The 14,396-nt window shown below is 38.1% G+C and carries 15 protein-coding genes; all 15 read right to left on the minus strand.

Features of this window, described 5'->3' with window-relative positions:
• Window positions 1-142 precede the first annotated feature (142 nt).
• A complete protein-coding gene (gene csrA / locus CIB29_RS09110) occupies window positions 143-361 on the minus strand; it encodes a carbon storage regulator CsrA (protein ID WP_094548929.1) in 219 nt (72 codons plus the stop codon).
• 4 nt (window positions 362-365) lie between these two features.
• Entirely contained in the window at window positions 366-812 is a 447-nt protein-coding gene (fliW, locus tag CIB29_RS09115; RefSeq protein ID WP_094548931.1) for a flagellar assembly protein FliW, read from the minus strand.
• A gap of 78 nt (window positions 813-890) precedes the next feature.
• Window positions 891-1,445 carry a DUF6470 family protein gene (locus CIB29_RS09120; RefSeq protein WP_094548933.1) on the minus strand — a complete coding sequence of 185 codons (555 nt, stop codon included), beginning with the start codon at window positions 1,443-1,445 and terminating at the stop codon, window positions 891-893.
• Between the two features lie 156 nt (window positions 1,446-1,601).
• Window positions 1,602-2,516, minus strand: a complete 915-nt coding sequence (gene flgL / locus CIB29_RS09125) for a flagellar hook-associated protein FlgL (protein WP_094548935.1) — start codon at window positions 2,514-2,516, stop codon at window positions 1,602-1,604.
• A 10-nt stretch (window positions 2,517-2,526) separates the two neighbouring features.
• Window positions 2,527-4,089: a flagellar hook-associated protein FlgK gene (gene flgK / locus CIB29_RS09130; RefSeq protein WP_094548937.1), complete on the minus strand. Its 1,563-nt coding sequence runs from the start codon at window positions 4,087-4,089 to the stop codon at window positions 2,527-2,529.
• A gap of 293 nt (window positions 4,090-4,382) precedes the next feature.
• Window positions 4,383-5,909, minus strand: a complete 1,527-nt coding sequence (gene flgK, locus CIB29_RS09135) for a flagellar hook-associated protein FlgK (protein ID WP_157910260.1) — start codon at window positions 5,907-5,909, stop codon at window positions 4,383-4,385.
• Window positions 5,910-5,966: 57 nt separating this feature from the next.
• Complete coding sequence (locus CIB29_RS09140; protein ID WP_094548941.1) at window positions 5,967-6,467, minus strand: flagellar protein FlgN; 501 nt, start codon at window positions 6,465-6,467, stop codon at window positions 5,967-5,969.
• Between the two features lie 131 nt (window positions 6,468-6,598).
• Window positions 6,599-6,886 carry a flagellar biosynthesis anti-sigma factor FlgM gene (flgM, locus tag CIB29_RS09145; protein ID WP_094548943.1) on the minus strand — a complete coding sequence of 96 codons (288 nt, stop codon included), beginning with the start codon at window positions 6,884-6,886 and terminating at the stop codon, window positions 6,599-6,601.
• A 123-nt stretch (window positions 6,887-7,009) separates the two neighbouring features.
• Complete coding sequence (locus CIB29_RS09150) at window positions 7,010-7,432, minus strand: hypothetical protein (RefSeq protein ID WP_094548945.1); 423 nt, start codon at window positions 7,430-7,432, stop codon at window positions 7,010-7,012.
• 16 nt (window positions 7,433-7,448) lie between these two features.
• Window positions 7,449-8,198 (minus strand): ComF family protein, encoded by a 750-nt coding sequence (locus CIB29_RS09155; RefSeq protein WP_157910261.1) that lies wholly within the window; start codon window positions 8,196-8,198, stop codon window positions 7,449-7,451.
• 99 nt (window positions 8,199-8,297) lie between these two features.
• Window positions 8,298-10,502, minus strand: a complete 2,205-nt coding sequence (gene recD2 / locus CIB29_RS09160; protein WP_094548949.1) for an SF1B family DNA helicase RecD2 — start codon at window positions 10,500-10,502, stop codon at window positions 8,298-8,300.
• Window positions 10,503-10,677: 175 nt separating this feature from the next.
• Window positions 10,678-11,892: an RNA-guided endonuclease InsQ/TnpB family protein gene (locus CIB29_RS09165; protein WP_094546563.1), complete on the minus strand. Its 1,215-nt coding sequence runs from the start codon at window positions 11,890-11,892 to the stop codon at window positions 10,678-10,680.
• Window positions 11,876-12,262, minus strand: a complete 387-nt coding sequence (locus tag CIB29_RS09170) for a MerR family DNA-binding transcriptional regulator (protein WP_094548951.1) — start codon at window positions 12,260-12,262, stop codon at window positions 11,876-11,878. Before CIB29_RS09170 ends, CIB29_RS09165 begins: the two co-directional genes overlap by 17 nt.
• 355 nt (window positions 12,263-12,617) lie before the next feature.
• On the minus strand, window positions 12,618-12,971 hold the full coding sequence (locus CIB29_RS09175) for a glycosyltransferase (protein WP_094548953.1): 354 nt from the start codon (window positions 12,969-12,971) through the stop codon (window positions 12,618-12,620).
• A 204-nt stretch (window positions 12,972-13,175) separates the two neighbouring features.
• Entirely contained in the window at window positions 13,176-14,366 is a 1,191-nt protein-coding gene (gene metK, locus CIB29_RS09180; protein WP_094548955.1) for a methionine adenosyltransferase, read from the minus strand.
• Window positions 14,367-14,396 lie beyond the last annotated feature (30 nt).

Below are 14,396 nucleotides of genomic sequence, written 5' to 3' on the forward strand. Positions count from 1 at the left end.
ATGATTTTGAATTTTTATGGTTTGTAATCATTACCATGTAAAGGCATTTCCTGTCCGGCCGGTCCGAAAAATGTCTTTACTGTTTTCTATTATATGTATCGGAAATATCTTCCCTATACTTTAGCATAAAAATAAAATTTTTTTATTTTTTCAGCAAATTTTTTAGTGAGATGTTGTTTACTTGGGCCGCTTTTTGGTTTTCGTGCTGTATTTCTACAAATACTTCCTTGCGGTGAATGGGCAGATTTTTTGGGGCGTCAATACCGATCCGGACCTGGTCTCCCTGAATATCCACCACCGTAATTTCTATATTGTCTCCAATCATGATGGTTTGGTCTTTTTTTCGTGTCAGCACCAGCATTTTGTCAGCCTCCTGTCTTTTGGAGTTGTTGCAGGATATAGTATTTGATGGGATAATCTTCATTATTTAGTATGACCTGTTTTCCCTTATTATTTTCAGTGTTGATTAAGACAGGGGCTTTAAGGTTGGCCGTCATTTTTGAGAGATCCTCAGGTACTACTACAATTGAGTAAATAAGCACCTTGCCGGTATCCCGGATGTCCAATATTGCTACTTCTGCATCTTCTACATCTACCACATAATCTTCTTTGCACAGTCTTGGGTCAATAACTACAAAAGCAAGGTGTGGGTTGTCCACTCCCTGGAGCCATTGAAAGGGTGAGTCTTGGTCTTCATGATGTAACAGTACAAATTTTTTTACATTTTCAAAACCCGGTATTCCTTCGGGAAAATCAATGATGTTTTTGGGATCTATTTCAATTTGTCCAAAATATCTTGTGTTCAGCAGCATATTTCAATCCTCCTTCTACATTCCATTGTGCAGATTTTAACTCATATACCGATTGTTCCAACCATCTATAATATCACGCTAAATATGTATATCTATATTCTCTCCTACATACTGGATTTGAACAGACGGTACTTGCCTCAAATATATTTTTATTTCGGGACGAGTCGCGTGAATATCCAACTGTCCTGATTCATAATCGGTTTGCACACTGCCAGAATGTGCATTTATCCACAGACTGCCCGTTACCTCGATCTTAGGTCTGCTTTTTGGAATCACACCGATGTTAAACTCTTTTTCAGAATAAGCATCCCGTTCCACAATGTCAACAATAGGATTCCCGCCATTTTCTATAGCAGCTAATCTGTCTCCATCGGCTGCTGTTTTTGCAATGTACTGCATTGCCTGCTGCTTTCCTATCTGTGCCGCTTCTCTCAATAAATCCATATTATTTTTCAATCCTGCTTCTGCAAAACACTGGTATTGGTCGATATGTACGCGGGGCAGTTCAGATTGTATCCTCAGTTCCGTATGCTTCTGTTGTATGCTAAGCGTGGGTCGTGCTGATTGTAATATTAATTGTGCATTTTGCGTCTGTATGCCTATTTGTGCAAATATTTGGGATATGCGAAGCATTTTTAATCACCACCGATGTTAATTGTTAATTGACAATTTAACTGTCATGAAGATGTACAGAACAAAAATGATAAAAAAGTGCATGCGACAGACGAGCCGTCCCAAATATTTCTCCCTGAAAATTCCCATTATTCATTGTTAATTATTCATTATTCATTAACGTAAAAAGTCTACCAGCGTTGGCTGAATAATTCTTGCCCCGGCAGATAATGAAGCCCGGTATACATTTTCTTCACTCTTAAGTCTCATAATCACTTCTGCCATGTCAACGTCTTCATTCTTGCTCATTAGTGAAGTAAAATTAACATAGTCATCCTGGAGGCGGTTTTCGGTCAATTCTATATAGTTCATTCTCCCTCCTACATCGGCCCTTATTGTAAGCAGTTGGTTCATATCCCTGTCAAACTTTTCTATGCAGCTGTTTATTTGTGCCTGGTCACCACTGTCTATGGCTGCTTCCAGGTCGGTGAAGGTTTTGAATATCCTTTCATCCGTCCCATCCCAAAAAAGTTTATAGCCTTCCACATTGACTTGCATACGATTGCCTACACTAATCTCATAAAAAATTTCCTGCCCTGTAGGTGCACTATTGACAGCACTTCCCTGATAGGTAAGGTTTCCAGCCCCGTCAACAGCAAAAGGGGCAGTATCGGTCTTAAAACCGGCAAAAATATATCTTCCTGCGTAAGTAGTATTACCGATTTCTACGATACTCTGTTTGAGCTGGCCGAGCTCTGCCTTAATTTTCTGCCTGTCTTCATCGGTCAAAGTGCCGTTGGAAGCCTGTACCGTCAATTCCCTTGCCCGCTGAAGAACATCACCCATATTAGCTAATGCTGTTTCGGTAACTTCCAGCCATGACATGGCATCGCTGGTATTCTTTTGGAACTGCTCTATCTCGGCTACATCGGTCCTGAACTTTAATGCCCTGGCTGCAATAATAGGGTCATCGGAAGGCACGCGTATTTTTTTCCCTGTTGCCATCTGCTGCTGCACCTTATCCATTCTTGCCAGGTTACTGTTCAGATTAAGCATCATTGTTCTGATTAACATAGTATTGGTTACACGCATTCTAAAAACCTCACGCTCCCATTCTATTAATAGTTACATCATAAATCTGGTCTATTACACTAATCATCTTTGCCGCCGCATTATAGGCATGCTGGTATTTTACCATATTGGCCATTTCTTCATCTATAGATACCCCGGATACTGATAGCCGGCGGTTTTCAATTTGCTGCACAATACTGTCCTGGTTTTCAGAGATTCGAACAGCCTGCTGGGCATCTATACCGAGGTTGGATACAAGAGATTTCATGAAATCTTCGGGTGCACCCTCATCGAACATTCTGGTATCATGCCGCAAACGCAGCAATTGATTGATGTTTTCATTATTTTCGCTTTCTCCCCCGGAAGAAGCCGCCGCAATCTTGTAGATTCCATTATTTGCGTCCAGGATATCCGAAGAAAGCGTGATATTGAAAGCAGTAATATTTTTGTACACAGAATCCATATCTGCACCGCTTGCCATCAACTCTGCAGAAGATTTGGCAGTTCCATTTTCTTCATAAGAGAAAAATCTTATCCCTGTAGAACCATCCAGCCCTACCCCGCCGGCGTGTCCGGCATAATATTGATTACCATCCTTGAATATACCTTCATTAAAGGCTTTTGCAAAATTACGTGCAAATTCGTTCAATCTATCAATATAGTAAGGCACACCCTTATATTCTCCATTAATCCCGCGCCCATCTCTAACATCCATATAGCCTTTTAGTTCTCCACCTTTAGGCTCTACAGGATTTTTACTGTCTTTCCATCTTACATCATACATGCCGTCTTTAGGTGAAGTCGCATCATTTACTTCGAAATACTCTAATTCATAAGCTCTAAAATGATTAACCAGATAAGAGCCATTTAGCGTCACCTGAAAACGCCGGTCCTCTTTGCCATTTGGAAGCTTCCCAACTACCACTTCACTCGCTTGAATGTTAATCAACTTTGAAAGCTTGTCTAATAACACTGTCCTTTCATCACGCAAATCATTTGCAGTATTTCCATCCAGTTCCGATTTGTAAATTTGTTCATTAAGATTGCTGATTTGTTTGGCATAGGAATTTATTTCATCCACCTTTATTTTAAATGCATAATTATTGTCGCTTCTAATTTTTTGGAGTTGGGCAGCAGTCGAATTAAAATACTTAGATACCGTTATCCCTTTTGATTTAACTAATTCACGTGTCTGCAGGCTTCCCGGATTTTTAGAAAGCTCTTGAAGAGCAGAAAAAAATTCATCCAATACTTTATTGAATCCACTGTCTGAGGGTTCATTGAAAATAGCCTCCATATCTTCCATAATTATTTTTTTTGTTTCCCACTCTCCAAAAGATACATTTTCACTCCAGTATTTATAATCCAAAAAGTCATCCCTGATTCTTTTTACAGCAGTAATTTCCGAACCAGTACCAATCATTCCGGTTCCGTCAAACAATCCAATTGGCCGGGATGCCTTCTGAATACCTACTTGCCGGGAGTATCCCGGGGTGTTTACATTATTTATGTTATGATTCGTTATATCCAATGCTCTCTGGCTTGTAAACAACCCCCTGGCAGCAATCTCCAATCCAAAAAACGACGAACGCATATCCAAACCTCCAGTTTTTTTATACTTCATAATGAATTATTGAATTTAATATATTTGCTGATAATGATTTTACATGGCAGGACAAGCAAATAAGTTCACGGTTCACAGTTCACGGTTCACAGCAAAAGCTGTTAAATCGTTTACTGCTGTGAACTGAGAACTGTTAACTGTGAACTATATAGCTGTTAATAATCTTATAATTTCTACCAAAGCATTTATCTGTCCAGCTCATAAGCTGCTTCCCTTAAATAATGATGTAATTATTAATTGTTAATTATTCATTATTAATTAGTTTATCGTCCTACAATTCCCATCCTATTTACTATCTGATCTATCATCTGGTCAATAACATTAATAACCCTTGCACTGGCATTGTAAGCGTGCTGGTATTTCATCATATTGGTCATTTCTTCATCCATTGAAACACCGGATAAGGCTTCTTTTCTGTTTTGGATTTCATTCACAAGCTTGTTCTGGTTTTCGACAGCACGTGCCGTCTCCTGTCCGGTTGTGCCTATCCATGTGATAATGGAATTATAAAAGTCATCGATATTCACCGTAAGATTTCCGGTTCTCAAAAATTCTTTCCTGCGTAAATCCACAACCTGCTGTGCAACCGTATTATCACCCGGCAGGCCTGCCGTAGCTGCCGCTGCAATTTTGTTAAGGCCGTCATCGCCGTCAAGGACGGGATTGACTTGTATATTTCCAATTTCAAAAGGCAGCGTATCATCTATTTTGCTAAAAAAATCAATTCCTGTGCTGCCGTCAATTCCCACGCCGTTTTTATGTATTTCATTTATTTTTCTTACCATTAGATTGACTAAAATATTCAGTCCTTTTCGGATTTCGGGAATTAAATTTTTAGTAGCGGGATCAAATTTATAACTGTCTAATGCCGCATCGCTGTCTGCATCCATTCCTTCTGCTACAGAACCGTTTTCCACACTTCCTTTAAACCCTGCAACATCCCCCCGTACTTCTATTAATCCTTTTAATGTACCACTTGCAACGTCAACTATTTTATCAGTTTTTTCCCATTTTGCAGTAAGAAAATAACTGTTAGGGCTGTTAAAATCAGCTTTTATTTTTTCGGTTTTTTCTCCATGAACAAGATAAGTCCCACCTATGGCTATATATACCATCCCGTTAGGTCTTTCAGTAATATCTGTATTTACTAATTTTGATAAGTCATCCAACAAGAGATTTCTTTGGTCTCTAAGGTCATTTGCTTTGTCTCCGGTTGCTTCATTTTGAGCAATCTGTACATTTAATTGAGCAATTTGTTGTGCAATGGAGTTAATTTCACCTATCTTAATCTTTATTTCATTGTTAATGTCCTGCTGCAACTTGTCTAATTGGGCAGCTATATGGTTGACAGCATTAGTAAATGCAACTCCTCTCTGTCTTACCATTGCACGGACGGTAAGACTCTCCGGGTCTTTTGACAGTTCCTGCCACGATTGAAAAAACTGGTCTATTACTGCATTAAGCCCCATATCAGAAGGCTCGCCAAAAACTGTTTGTACCTCTTCGATTATTTTATTCTTGGCCTCCGAGTAGCCTAACAGCTGGCTCTCATCCCGATACATATTATCAAGGAATTGATCCCTTATCTGCCTCGTCTGCTGTATATACGCTCCTATTCCTACTTGGAAATTGCCTGACTTCATAGGATTGTATTCGGCAATGATTGACTGCTGCCGGACGTACCCCGGCGTATTGACATTCGATATATTATGTCCGGTAGTAAATAAGCCTCTCTGGCTGACATACATACCGGATCTTGCAATTTCATAGCTTGAAAAAGTAGACCCCATAAATAAACCTCCGGTTTTATGAATTGAGAATTGACACTCTCCATTCTCAATTGCCATCTATAGTTTTACATCAAATATACTCTTCGTCCCTCTAGATTCTCTGGTATTTCCTTTACCCTCGTACACATTTCCAGGCACAGATGCATTTGTGATTACATTCATGGAAAATTCTATATATTCCAATGAGTGTTTTATGAGCTTGGCATTTAGATCATTCGTGTTTTTTAACTCATCTAGAATTTTTGTCATCTTCTGCTCGTAGCTTTTTAAAAATTCTTGCTGGGATTTGTCTAAATGTTTCATTAGGGTTGATATGGTCAAACTTTGCTTATCCAGTTTCAATATGGCAGCAATTTTACCGGCAATTACTTCCCTTTGCTGTTCCAGCCGTCCTATTTGCACCACTAATGCCTGCTCTAACTTTACAAGATTCTCGAGTTCAGCAACCTTTCCGGCAACGATTATTTCGGTCTTATCCTTTGACAATTTTAAGATGTTTTCATATACCCGTACCTGCTGTCCAAGAATATCAAACAATTCATTAAGCATATTTTGCATACATAACCACCATATCCTTTATTCTCATCAAATATTTTTCTTTATATGACATATGATGGTCAGTGAATGGCAGACAGCTTATTCTCGACCCACTACCCACTACCCACTACCCGCTATCCACTACCCACGCTTCATACTTTTTTATCTAGAAATTTACTTACTATTTTATCCGCTACATCTTCACTGGAGATATTGTATGTTCCGCTCGAATACTTTTGCTCCATCTCTCTTACCTTTTCTTCCCTTATATCCGGCACTTGACGTACTGCTTTGAGAGCTAACTGGTAGTCCTTTGCCTGGCTGGATATGGATATAGTATCCTTCTTACCTTCTACTCCTTGTATATTATTTGCCTTTTCAATCTTTTTGTTTTTATTATAGACACCTATTATTTTAGAAAAATCACCGGGTATGCGCATAATTTTTCACCTTCTCCACATTGCTTTTATCATGTCAATATTATTATCGGCAGCTAGAGAGAAATAATTTACACAATAATTGCAAAAAAAGAAAAGCCCTTGGGCTTTCCTTCATTCTTATAATTATCTTATATTATCCCTGCTTAAATATCGCATCTTTTCTGCTTTCTTATATCCATCAGCTTCATCCGGCCGTTTATCCTTTACCTGGCTTGCAACACCCTTTAATTCATCGGCTAATTCCTTGGAACATGCATCACAGTACTGCCCGCTTCTTATAGAAGCCCCACACCTTTCACATTGCAGTACAAAATTTGAATCTTCCATTATTTCTATTCGTCCTTCTTTAAGAAAGCGTTTTAATTTGGATATCGAGATATTCAATGCCTCGGAAACTTCCGTCATGCTGGCTCCCCGATGATCGTATAAATATTCTTTTACTCTTTTAAAGTCCTTTTCATCTTCTTCCCGGCATGCAGGACACAGCGGCGGTCCTGAAAGATGAGCAAACATCTTACCGCACCTTGCACAATTTTTTGCATACATTGATTATCCCCCCGATCTAATATGTACCCTTTCCTATCGCTGCAGTAACAACAAATATTTCTTTTGCGCCTGCTTTTTTTAATAATTTGGAACACTCATTTACCGTCATTCCGGTGGTATATACATCATCTACTAATAGTACTTTCATACCCTGTACTATATTTTTATCACTAATTTGAAAGACATTCTTGATATTTTCTTGTCTTTGCTGCCGGGTTAATTTGCTCTGAGGTAAGGTCTCTTTTACTTTTAAGAGGATATTTTCTCCCAGGCGGCACCCTAACTCCTGTGAAATTATCTCTGCCAGCAGTTTTGCCTGATTGAATCCTCTTTCCGATAATCTTTTCTCATGGAGAGGTGTGTATATAATTATATCAAAAGTCGGTAAATTTGTCATTTGTTTTATTTTTTTCAACATTAATTGACCTAAAGTTTTTGCATAGTGCTTTTTTCCAAAAAATTTGAATTTGACAATTGCCTCTCTTATAATTCCTTTATACTCGCAAGGAGAAATATTCTGCTTGAAATAATGATGTGCATCCCTGCAGTCCATACATTGTTCAGGACCATAGGGAGTATCGATAGGCTGGCTGCATGTATTACAAACTTTTCCCTGGATAAAAGGGATTTTGTCATAGCATTCCATACATATTTCCAGTTCCACACCCGGAGATAGAATAGTATTGCAGAAAATACATTTGGGTGGGAAAATGAGGTCCAAAATAAAGTCAGTAACACGTCTTATGTACGATGCTTCATTCGGCATAGTCTCACACTCCATTTTTTGTGATTGTCCCATCCGCCAGAATTTCAAGGTATAGAATTTCCAAGGCTTGTATCAAATCTTTATCTTTATCTCAAAAAATCAAAGCTGTTTTCTAAGCTTCTCCGCCAACCCCGAATATCTCTTCATCTCTCTATTATTATCTATCATCATCTTGATGGTACCTTCTTTACCCACAAGTACTACAAGCTCCCGGGCCCTGGTGAGGGCGGTGTACAAGAGATTTCTTGACATGAGCATGGGAGGACCTGGGAACATGGGCATTACAACAACCGGGAATTCGCTTCCCTGGCTTTTGTGTACCGTAATTGCATAGGCCAGTTCCAGTTCATCCAGCTGATTGTAGTCGTATTCTACTTTTTTATCATCGTCAAAAATAATGGTCATAGTGCTTTCTTCGTCATTAATCTTCTGGATATACCCTACATCTCCGTTGAATACTCCCGTACCTTCCTCTTGGTCACTTATTCTTTCCCATCTTATATTATAATTGTTTTTAATCTGCATCACCTTGTCGCCTTCACGGAATAGGCAATCACGAAAAACTTTCTCCTTTTTGTCTTTCGACGGAGGATTGAGCACTTTTTGCAGTTCCGCATTTAAATTTATTATGCCCACCGGAGATTTGCGCATAGGAGTAAGTACCTGAATACTCTGGATGGAATCGTAACCGTAAAATGCCGGAAGCCTGTGTTTGCAGAGTTCCACAATGGAAGATACAATTTCCGGTGCAGTATCCCTTGCCATAAAGTAAAAATCCTTGTCTTTTACATTAAGTAGAGGGTAGTCCCCTTTATTAATCCTGTGTGCATTGACAATAATCATGCTTTCCTGGGCCTGCCGGAATATTTCAGTGAGCCTGACAACCTTCACCATACCGCTCTCTATGATATCTCTTAAAACATTTCCAGGTCCAACGGAAGGTAATTGGTCTACATCTCCTACCATGACCAGGCGTGCGCCAGGGGTAATTGCTTTTAAAAGACCATTCATCAAAAGGATATCTACCATGGAAGTTTCATCAATAATCACTACATCTATATCCAGCGGATTGGACTCATCTCTGGCAAACTGCAACTGGTCTCCCTCATCCATATAACCGATCTCCAATAGCCGGTGTATAGTCTTGGCTTCTTTCCCGGTCATTTCTGACATTCTTTTTGATGCTCTCCCTGTGGGAGCTGCCAGCGCAATAGAGTAACCCCTTTTTTCCATCAGTTTAATAATAGTATTAATTGTTGTAGTCTTACCTGTTCCCGGCCCTCCGGTTATTACCAATACACCATTGCACAATGCTTCCTTAACTGCTTCTCTTTGCTGGTCAGCCAGAGTAATACCTATCTCCTGTTCTATATCCGCGATTTCTCTATCAATATCCTGTAATTCTGTTTGCATTTGTGCAAATGCAATATTCATAAGCCGCCGGGCAACACTCATTTCTGCATGATGGAAAGGAGCAAGATATACCGCTTCCATATCCTTCATTTTCTCTACATAAACCGATTTATCCACCATCATGGAAATAATGGCATACTCTATCTCCTGGACTGAGACCTGCAATAACTCTGCCGATAATTGTACAAGGACATTTTTGGGCAGAAATGTGTGGCCTCCAGAGCTATTATTATAGGTAAGTACATACTTTACCCCGGCTTTTACCCGCTCCACATCATTAAGTTCTATTCCCATACTTAATGCAATCTTGTCAGCAGTCTTGAATCCAATCCCGTATATTTCTTCTGATAATATATAGGGGTTCTTTTTGATTTGGTCTATTGCATCGTTACCAAATTTTTTATATACTTTTACCGCATAATTCGGGGTAACCCCATACTGCTGCAAAAACATTACAACCTTGCGGACTTCCCTCTGTTCCCAAAAGCTCTGGCCTATCTCAGCCGCCCTTTTTACACTGATTCCCTTTATCTCCGCCAGACGCTCTGGTTCATTCTCAATAATTTCCAATGTTTTTTCTCCGAACTTGTCCACAATTTTCTGGGCAGTAGCTTCACGAATTCCTTTAATAACCCCGGAAGCCAGATATTTCTGGATCATTGCAACGGTGCACGGCAGCACCCTCTCGTAATATTCTACCTTGAACTGTTCACCATAGTCATGGTGGGTAACCCAGTTTCCTACCAGCTTGACAGTTTCTCCTACACTAAGATAGGGCATATATCCTACAGCAGTGACCAGTTCCTTATTATAGTTAATGTCACACACGGTAAAACCGTTGCCTTCATTTACAAAAACTATCTCTTCTACCGTTGCTTCAATCGTTTCCAATCCTTAGTCCCGTTATAAGAAACTTATAAAAAGTTATAAATTTTATAGCTTTTATGTTCTTTTCCTTATTCCTAGAGTCCGCTTTCGGAATCCTACTTGCGTTTGGTATGACTCTCCAAAGGCTTAAATTCCGATGTAACGACACCGTACATACCAACATAATTCGTTAAGTGAATTATGCTGATTTTCCATATTTCATTAGATTTATAGCTGCATTTATATCTCTGTCATGCATTATTCCACATTCAGGACACACCCATTTTCTTGTTGATAAAGACATCTTATCTAAAATATATCCACATTCACTACATGTCTTGCTTGATGGATAATACCTGTCTGCTACTATAAACCTAATATGATTCCATTTACATTTATATTCCATTATTCTACGAAACTCGCTAAACATTTGTTCTTGTACGGATTTTGCTAATTTATGGTTTTTAACCATACCTTTAATATTTAAATTTTCCATACACACAAACTCTGGCTTGGCTTTCACCAGTTTAGCAGTTTCTTGATGTAAATAATTTGTACGAATGTCTTTTATTTTTTTATGGACTTTACGAATAAGGCACTCCAACTTAATAATGTTTTTAGTTTTCTTATAACGGTTTACACCTCCTTCTTTTTGTTTTTCATATTTTCTTGATAATTTACGTTGGAGTCTTTTTAATTTTTTATTTAATCTTCTTATTTCTTGACTCTTATTAATATTAGGTATTTTTCTACCATCATTAATTACTGCTAAATCTTTAACTCCTAAGTCAATGCCTATTCCATCTGAATACTTTTGGTTGTTGGTAGGTTTATAATCAATACTTACGGTTATAAACCAATTAAAACCATCAAATTTTATTCTTGGATTATAAAATTTTTCCGCTGTTTGTAATTCGATTCTATTTTCAGATAGTTTAATCCATCCTATCTTTTCAAGTTTTACTTTATCACCTTTAAATTTTAAATGTCCTAAATCTTCTCTGTGATAAAACCCTTGTTGTACATCTTTTTTGCTTTTAAATTTTGGATGTCCTTCTAAATCATAAACTGTCAATTGTCTACCTTGTCTTAATGCTTTTTTCTTAGTTTTTTCAGAATAATGTTTATTTTCTATTCTGAAAAAGTTTTTATAAGCTATGCATAAATCCTTTATTGCTTGTTTTGGTATTTGTGCTGAAACTTCATTTAACCAATTATATTCAGGATTTTTCTTTAGTTGTGTTAGTTCCTTTCTTAACTCTTCATCGTTTATAAACTTGCCACCGTTTTTAAAATTTTCTAATTGCTTAGATAAAGCCCAATTATAAGCCCATCGTGCTACATCTGCACATTTCTTTAATAAAGTCTTTTGTTTATTGTTAGGTAATAATTGTACTCTAATTGTCTTTATCATCTTCGGTCAACTCCTCAATCATTTTACGTGCTTTGTTTGCTCTTTTACCTTGAAGTTTACAAGAAAATACAGTTATTATTTGCACTAAATCTTCAACAAGTTCTTGTTGTTCAGTTTTTTCTGTACTATCTATTACTTCAATTTCACATCCATACAGATTAGATATATATTCCACCAATTCAAAACCAAATCTTAACAATCTATCTTTTTTAATATTTAATACTTGTTTTAATTGGTCATGCGAATAATATCTATATCCATTAGCACCTGTATGATGTGGAATAAGTAATCCTTTTTTGTCCCAGTTTCTTAATGTTTGAGGAGTTTTTCCAACTAATTTAGAAAACTCATGTATAGTATAATACTTCACATTAACCACCTCTAATTGTATTAGACTATACTAAATTATAAATGTCAACATTAATTTATGACTTTTTATAACTTTTTATTAACTGTTGTCAATCCCTATAAAACAGGCTTATTTGTTTTAAGTATACATCATTTGAAGGCTGGAGTGAAGGAGTTTTTATATAAATATGAAAATAGTGGGGAGTGAGGAGTAAAACCGAAACCACAAAAAAAGTCCGTTTTAGCAGGAAGAAGGGATGCGACTTGGGGACGGTTCGTCTGTCGAATGCGCTTTTCATGCGACTGAGGAACCGTCCCCATGTCGAAGCCCTGAGCAATCAAGCATATTTTCATCATTATTTGTGCCGTTTACTTTATTAATGTATTATTTTCTGTAGTATTTTCATATACCCTTCACTATCAGTAACCTGAATGAAATCATATTCTCCACAGAGTTTATTCAGTATTTTCAACGTATCGTCGGTTGAACCCATGTCGACTACTAAAATATTGGGTACGGTCCCCCCGTGATGATTATTCAAGCTCCGCCATACAATCGACCGGATGATCCCCTCTATTGTGTCTTGCTGATTTTTAACGGTAACAATTATGTATATATCATCTTTTTTATACTGTATGCCAGTTAAAGTATTATAGATATTAAATCCCATCTGGATTGCACCGTACACAGCAAAGAAACAAACCAGGGATTGAATAAGAATGTCCAGCATGTTGCATCACCCCACTACTACTATATGCGGATGCTGTTGTTTTGGTGAAACCTTGTTTTTTGTACTTTATTTGCAGTATGGGCGTTTGTAAAAAAATAAACAAAAACCTATCATTGGAGTTATCAAAAAAATTCCAATGATAGGCTTAGTTATGTTTCTGAAATTACATGGAACGCACCAAGTATTTTACATATCTCAATTCTATTAAAGGCTTGCTTCCTTCTTAAGTATTTCCGCCTTATCTGTTCTCTCCCATGGAAGATCTACGTCTGTTCTTCCGAAGTGTCCGTAAGCAGCGGTTTGTTTGTATATTGGTCTTCTCAGGTCAAGAGTCTTGATAATGCCGGCAGGTCTCAGGTCAAAATGCTTAACAATGAGCTCTTGGATCTTTTCTTCCGGAATCTTTGCAGTTCCGAAGGTTTCTACCAATACTGAAACAGGCTTTGCTACACCGATAGCATATGCAAGCTGTACTTCACATTTTCTTGCCAATCCGGCAGCTACAACGTTCTTTGCAACATATCTTGCAGCATAGGCAGCAGATCTGTCAACTTTTGTAGGATCTTTTCCTGAGAAAGCGCCGCCTCCGTGACGAGCATATCCACCATAAGTATCTACGATAATCTTTCTTCCTGTTAAGCCTGCATCTCCCTGTGGTCCTCCTACAACAAACCTTCCGGTTGGGTTGATAAAATATTTGGTCTGCGCATCCAATAACTCTGCAGGAACAGAAGGCTTAACTACATGCTCCATGATATCCTTTTCAATTGTATCATGATCCACTTCAGGACTGTGTTGGGTGGATACGACAATTGTATCTATTCTAACAGGTCTGTCATCTTCATATTCAACAGTTACCTGAGTCTTTCCATCCGGACGGAGATATTCAAGAGTACCATTCTTTCTTACTTCAGCCAGTTTTCTTGCCATTCTATGTGCAAGTGCAATAGGCATAGGCATTAATTCAGGGGTTTCATCACAAGCGAAGCCAAACATCATTCCCTGATCTCCTGCACCTATCGCAGCTATCTCTTCTTCACTCATTTCACCTTTTTTAGCTTCCAACGCTCTATCAACCCCCATAGCAATGTCAGGGGATTGCTCGTCTATTGCAGTCAAAACAGCACACGTATCACAGTCAAAGCCATATTTTGCTCTATCATAACCTATTCCACGAATTGTTTCTCTTACGATTTTGGGGATATCTACATAACAGCTGGTGGTAATTTCTCCTGCTACCAATACCAGCCCGGTAGTAACAGATGTTTCGCAGGCTACTCTTGCCATTGGGTCCTTTTCAAATATTGCGTCCAAAACAGCATCAGAAATTTGATCGCAGATTTTATCTGGATGTCCCTCAGTAACAGATTCTGATGTAAATAACTTTCTCGACATATAACGTTCTCTCCTTTTATAAAAATATTA

It is taken from the genome of Petroclostridium xylanilyticum (assembly GCF_002252565.1).
Taxonomy (GTDB): Bacteria; Bacillota; Clostridia; order SK-Y3; family SK-Y3; genus Petroclostridium; species Petroclostridium xylanilyticum.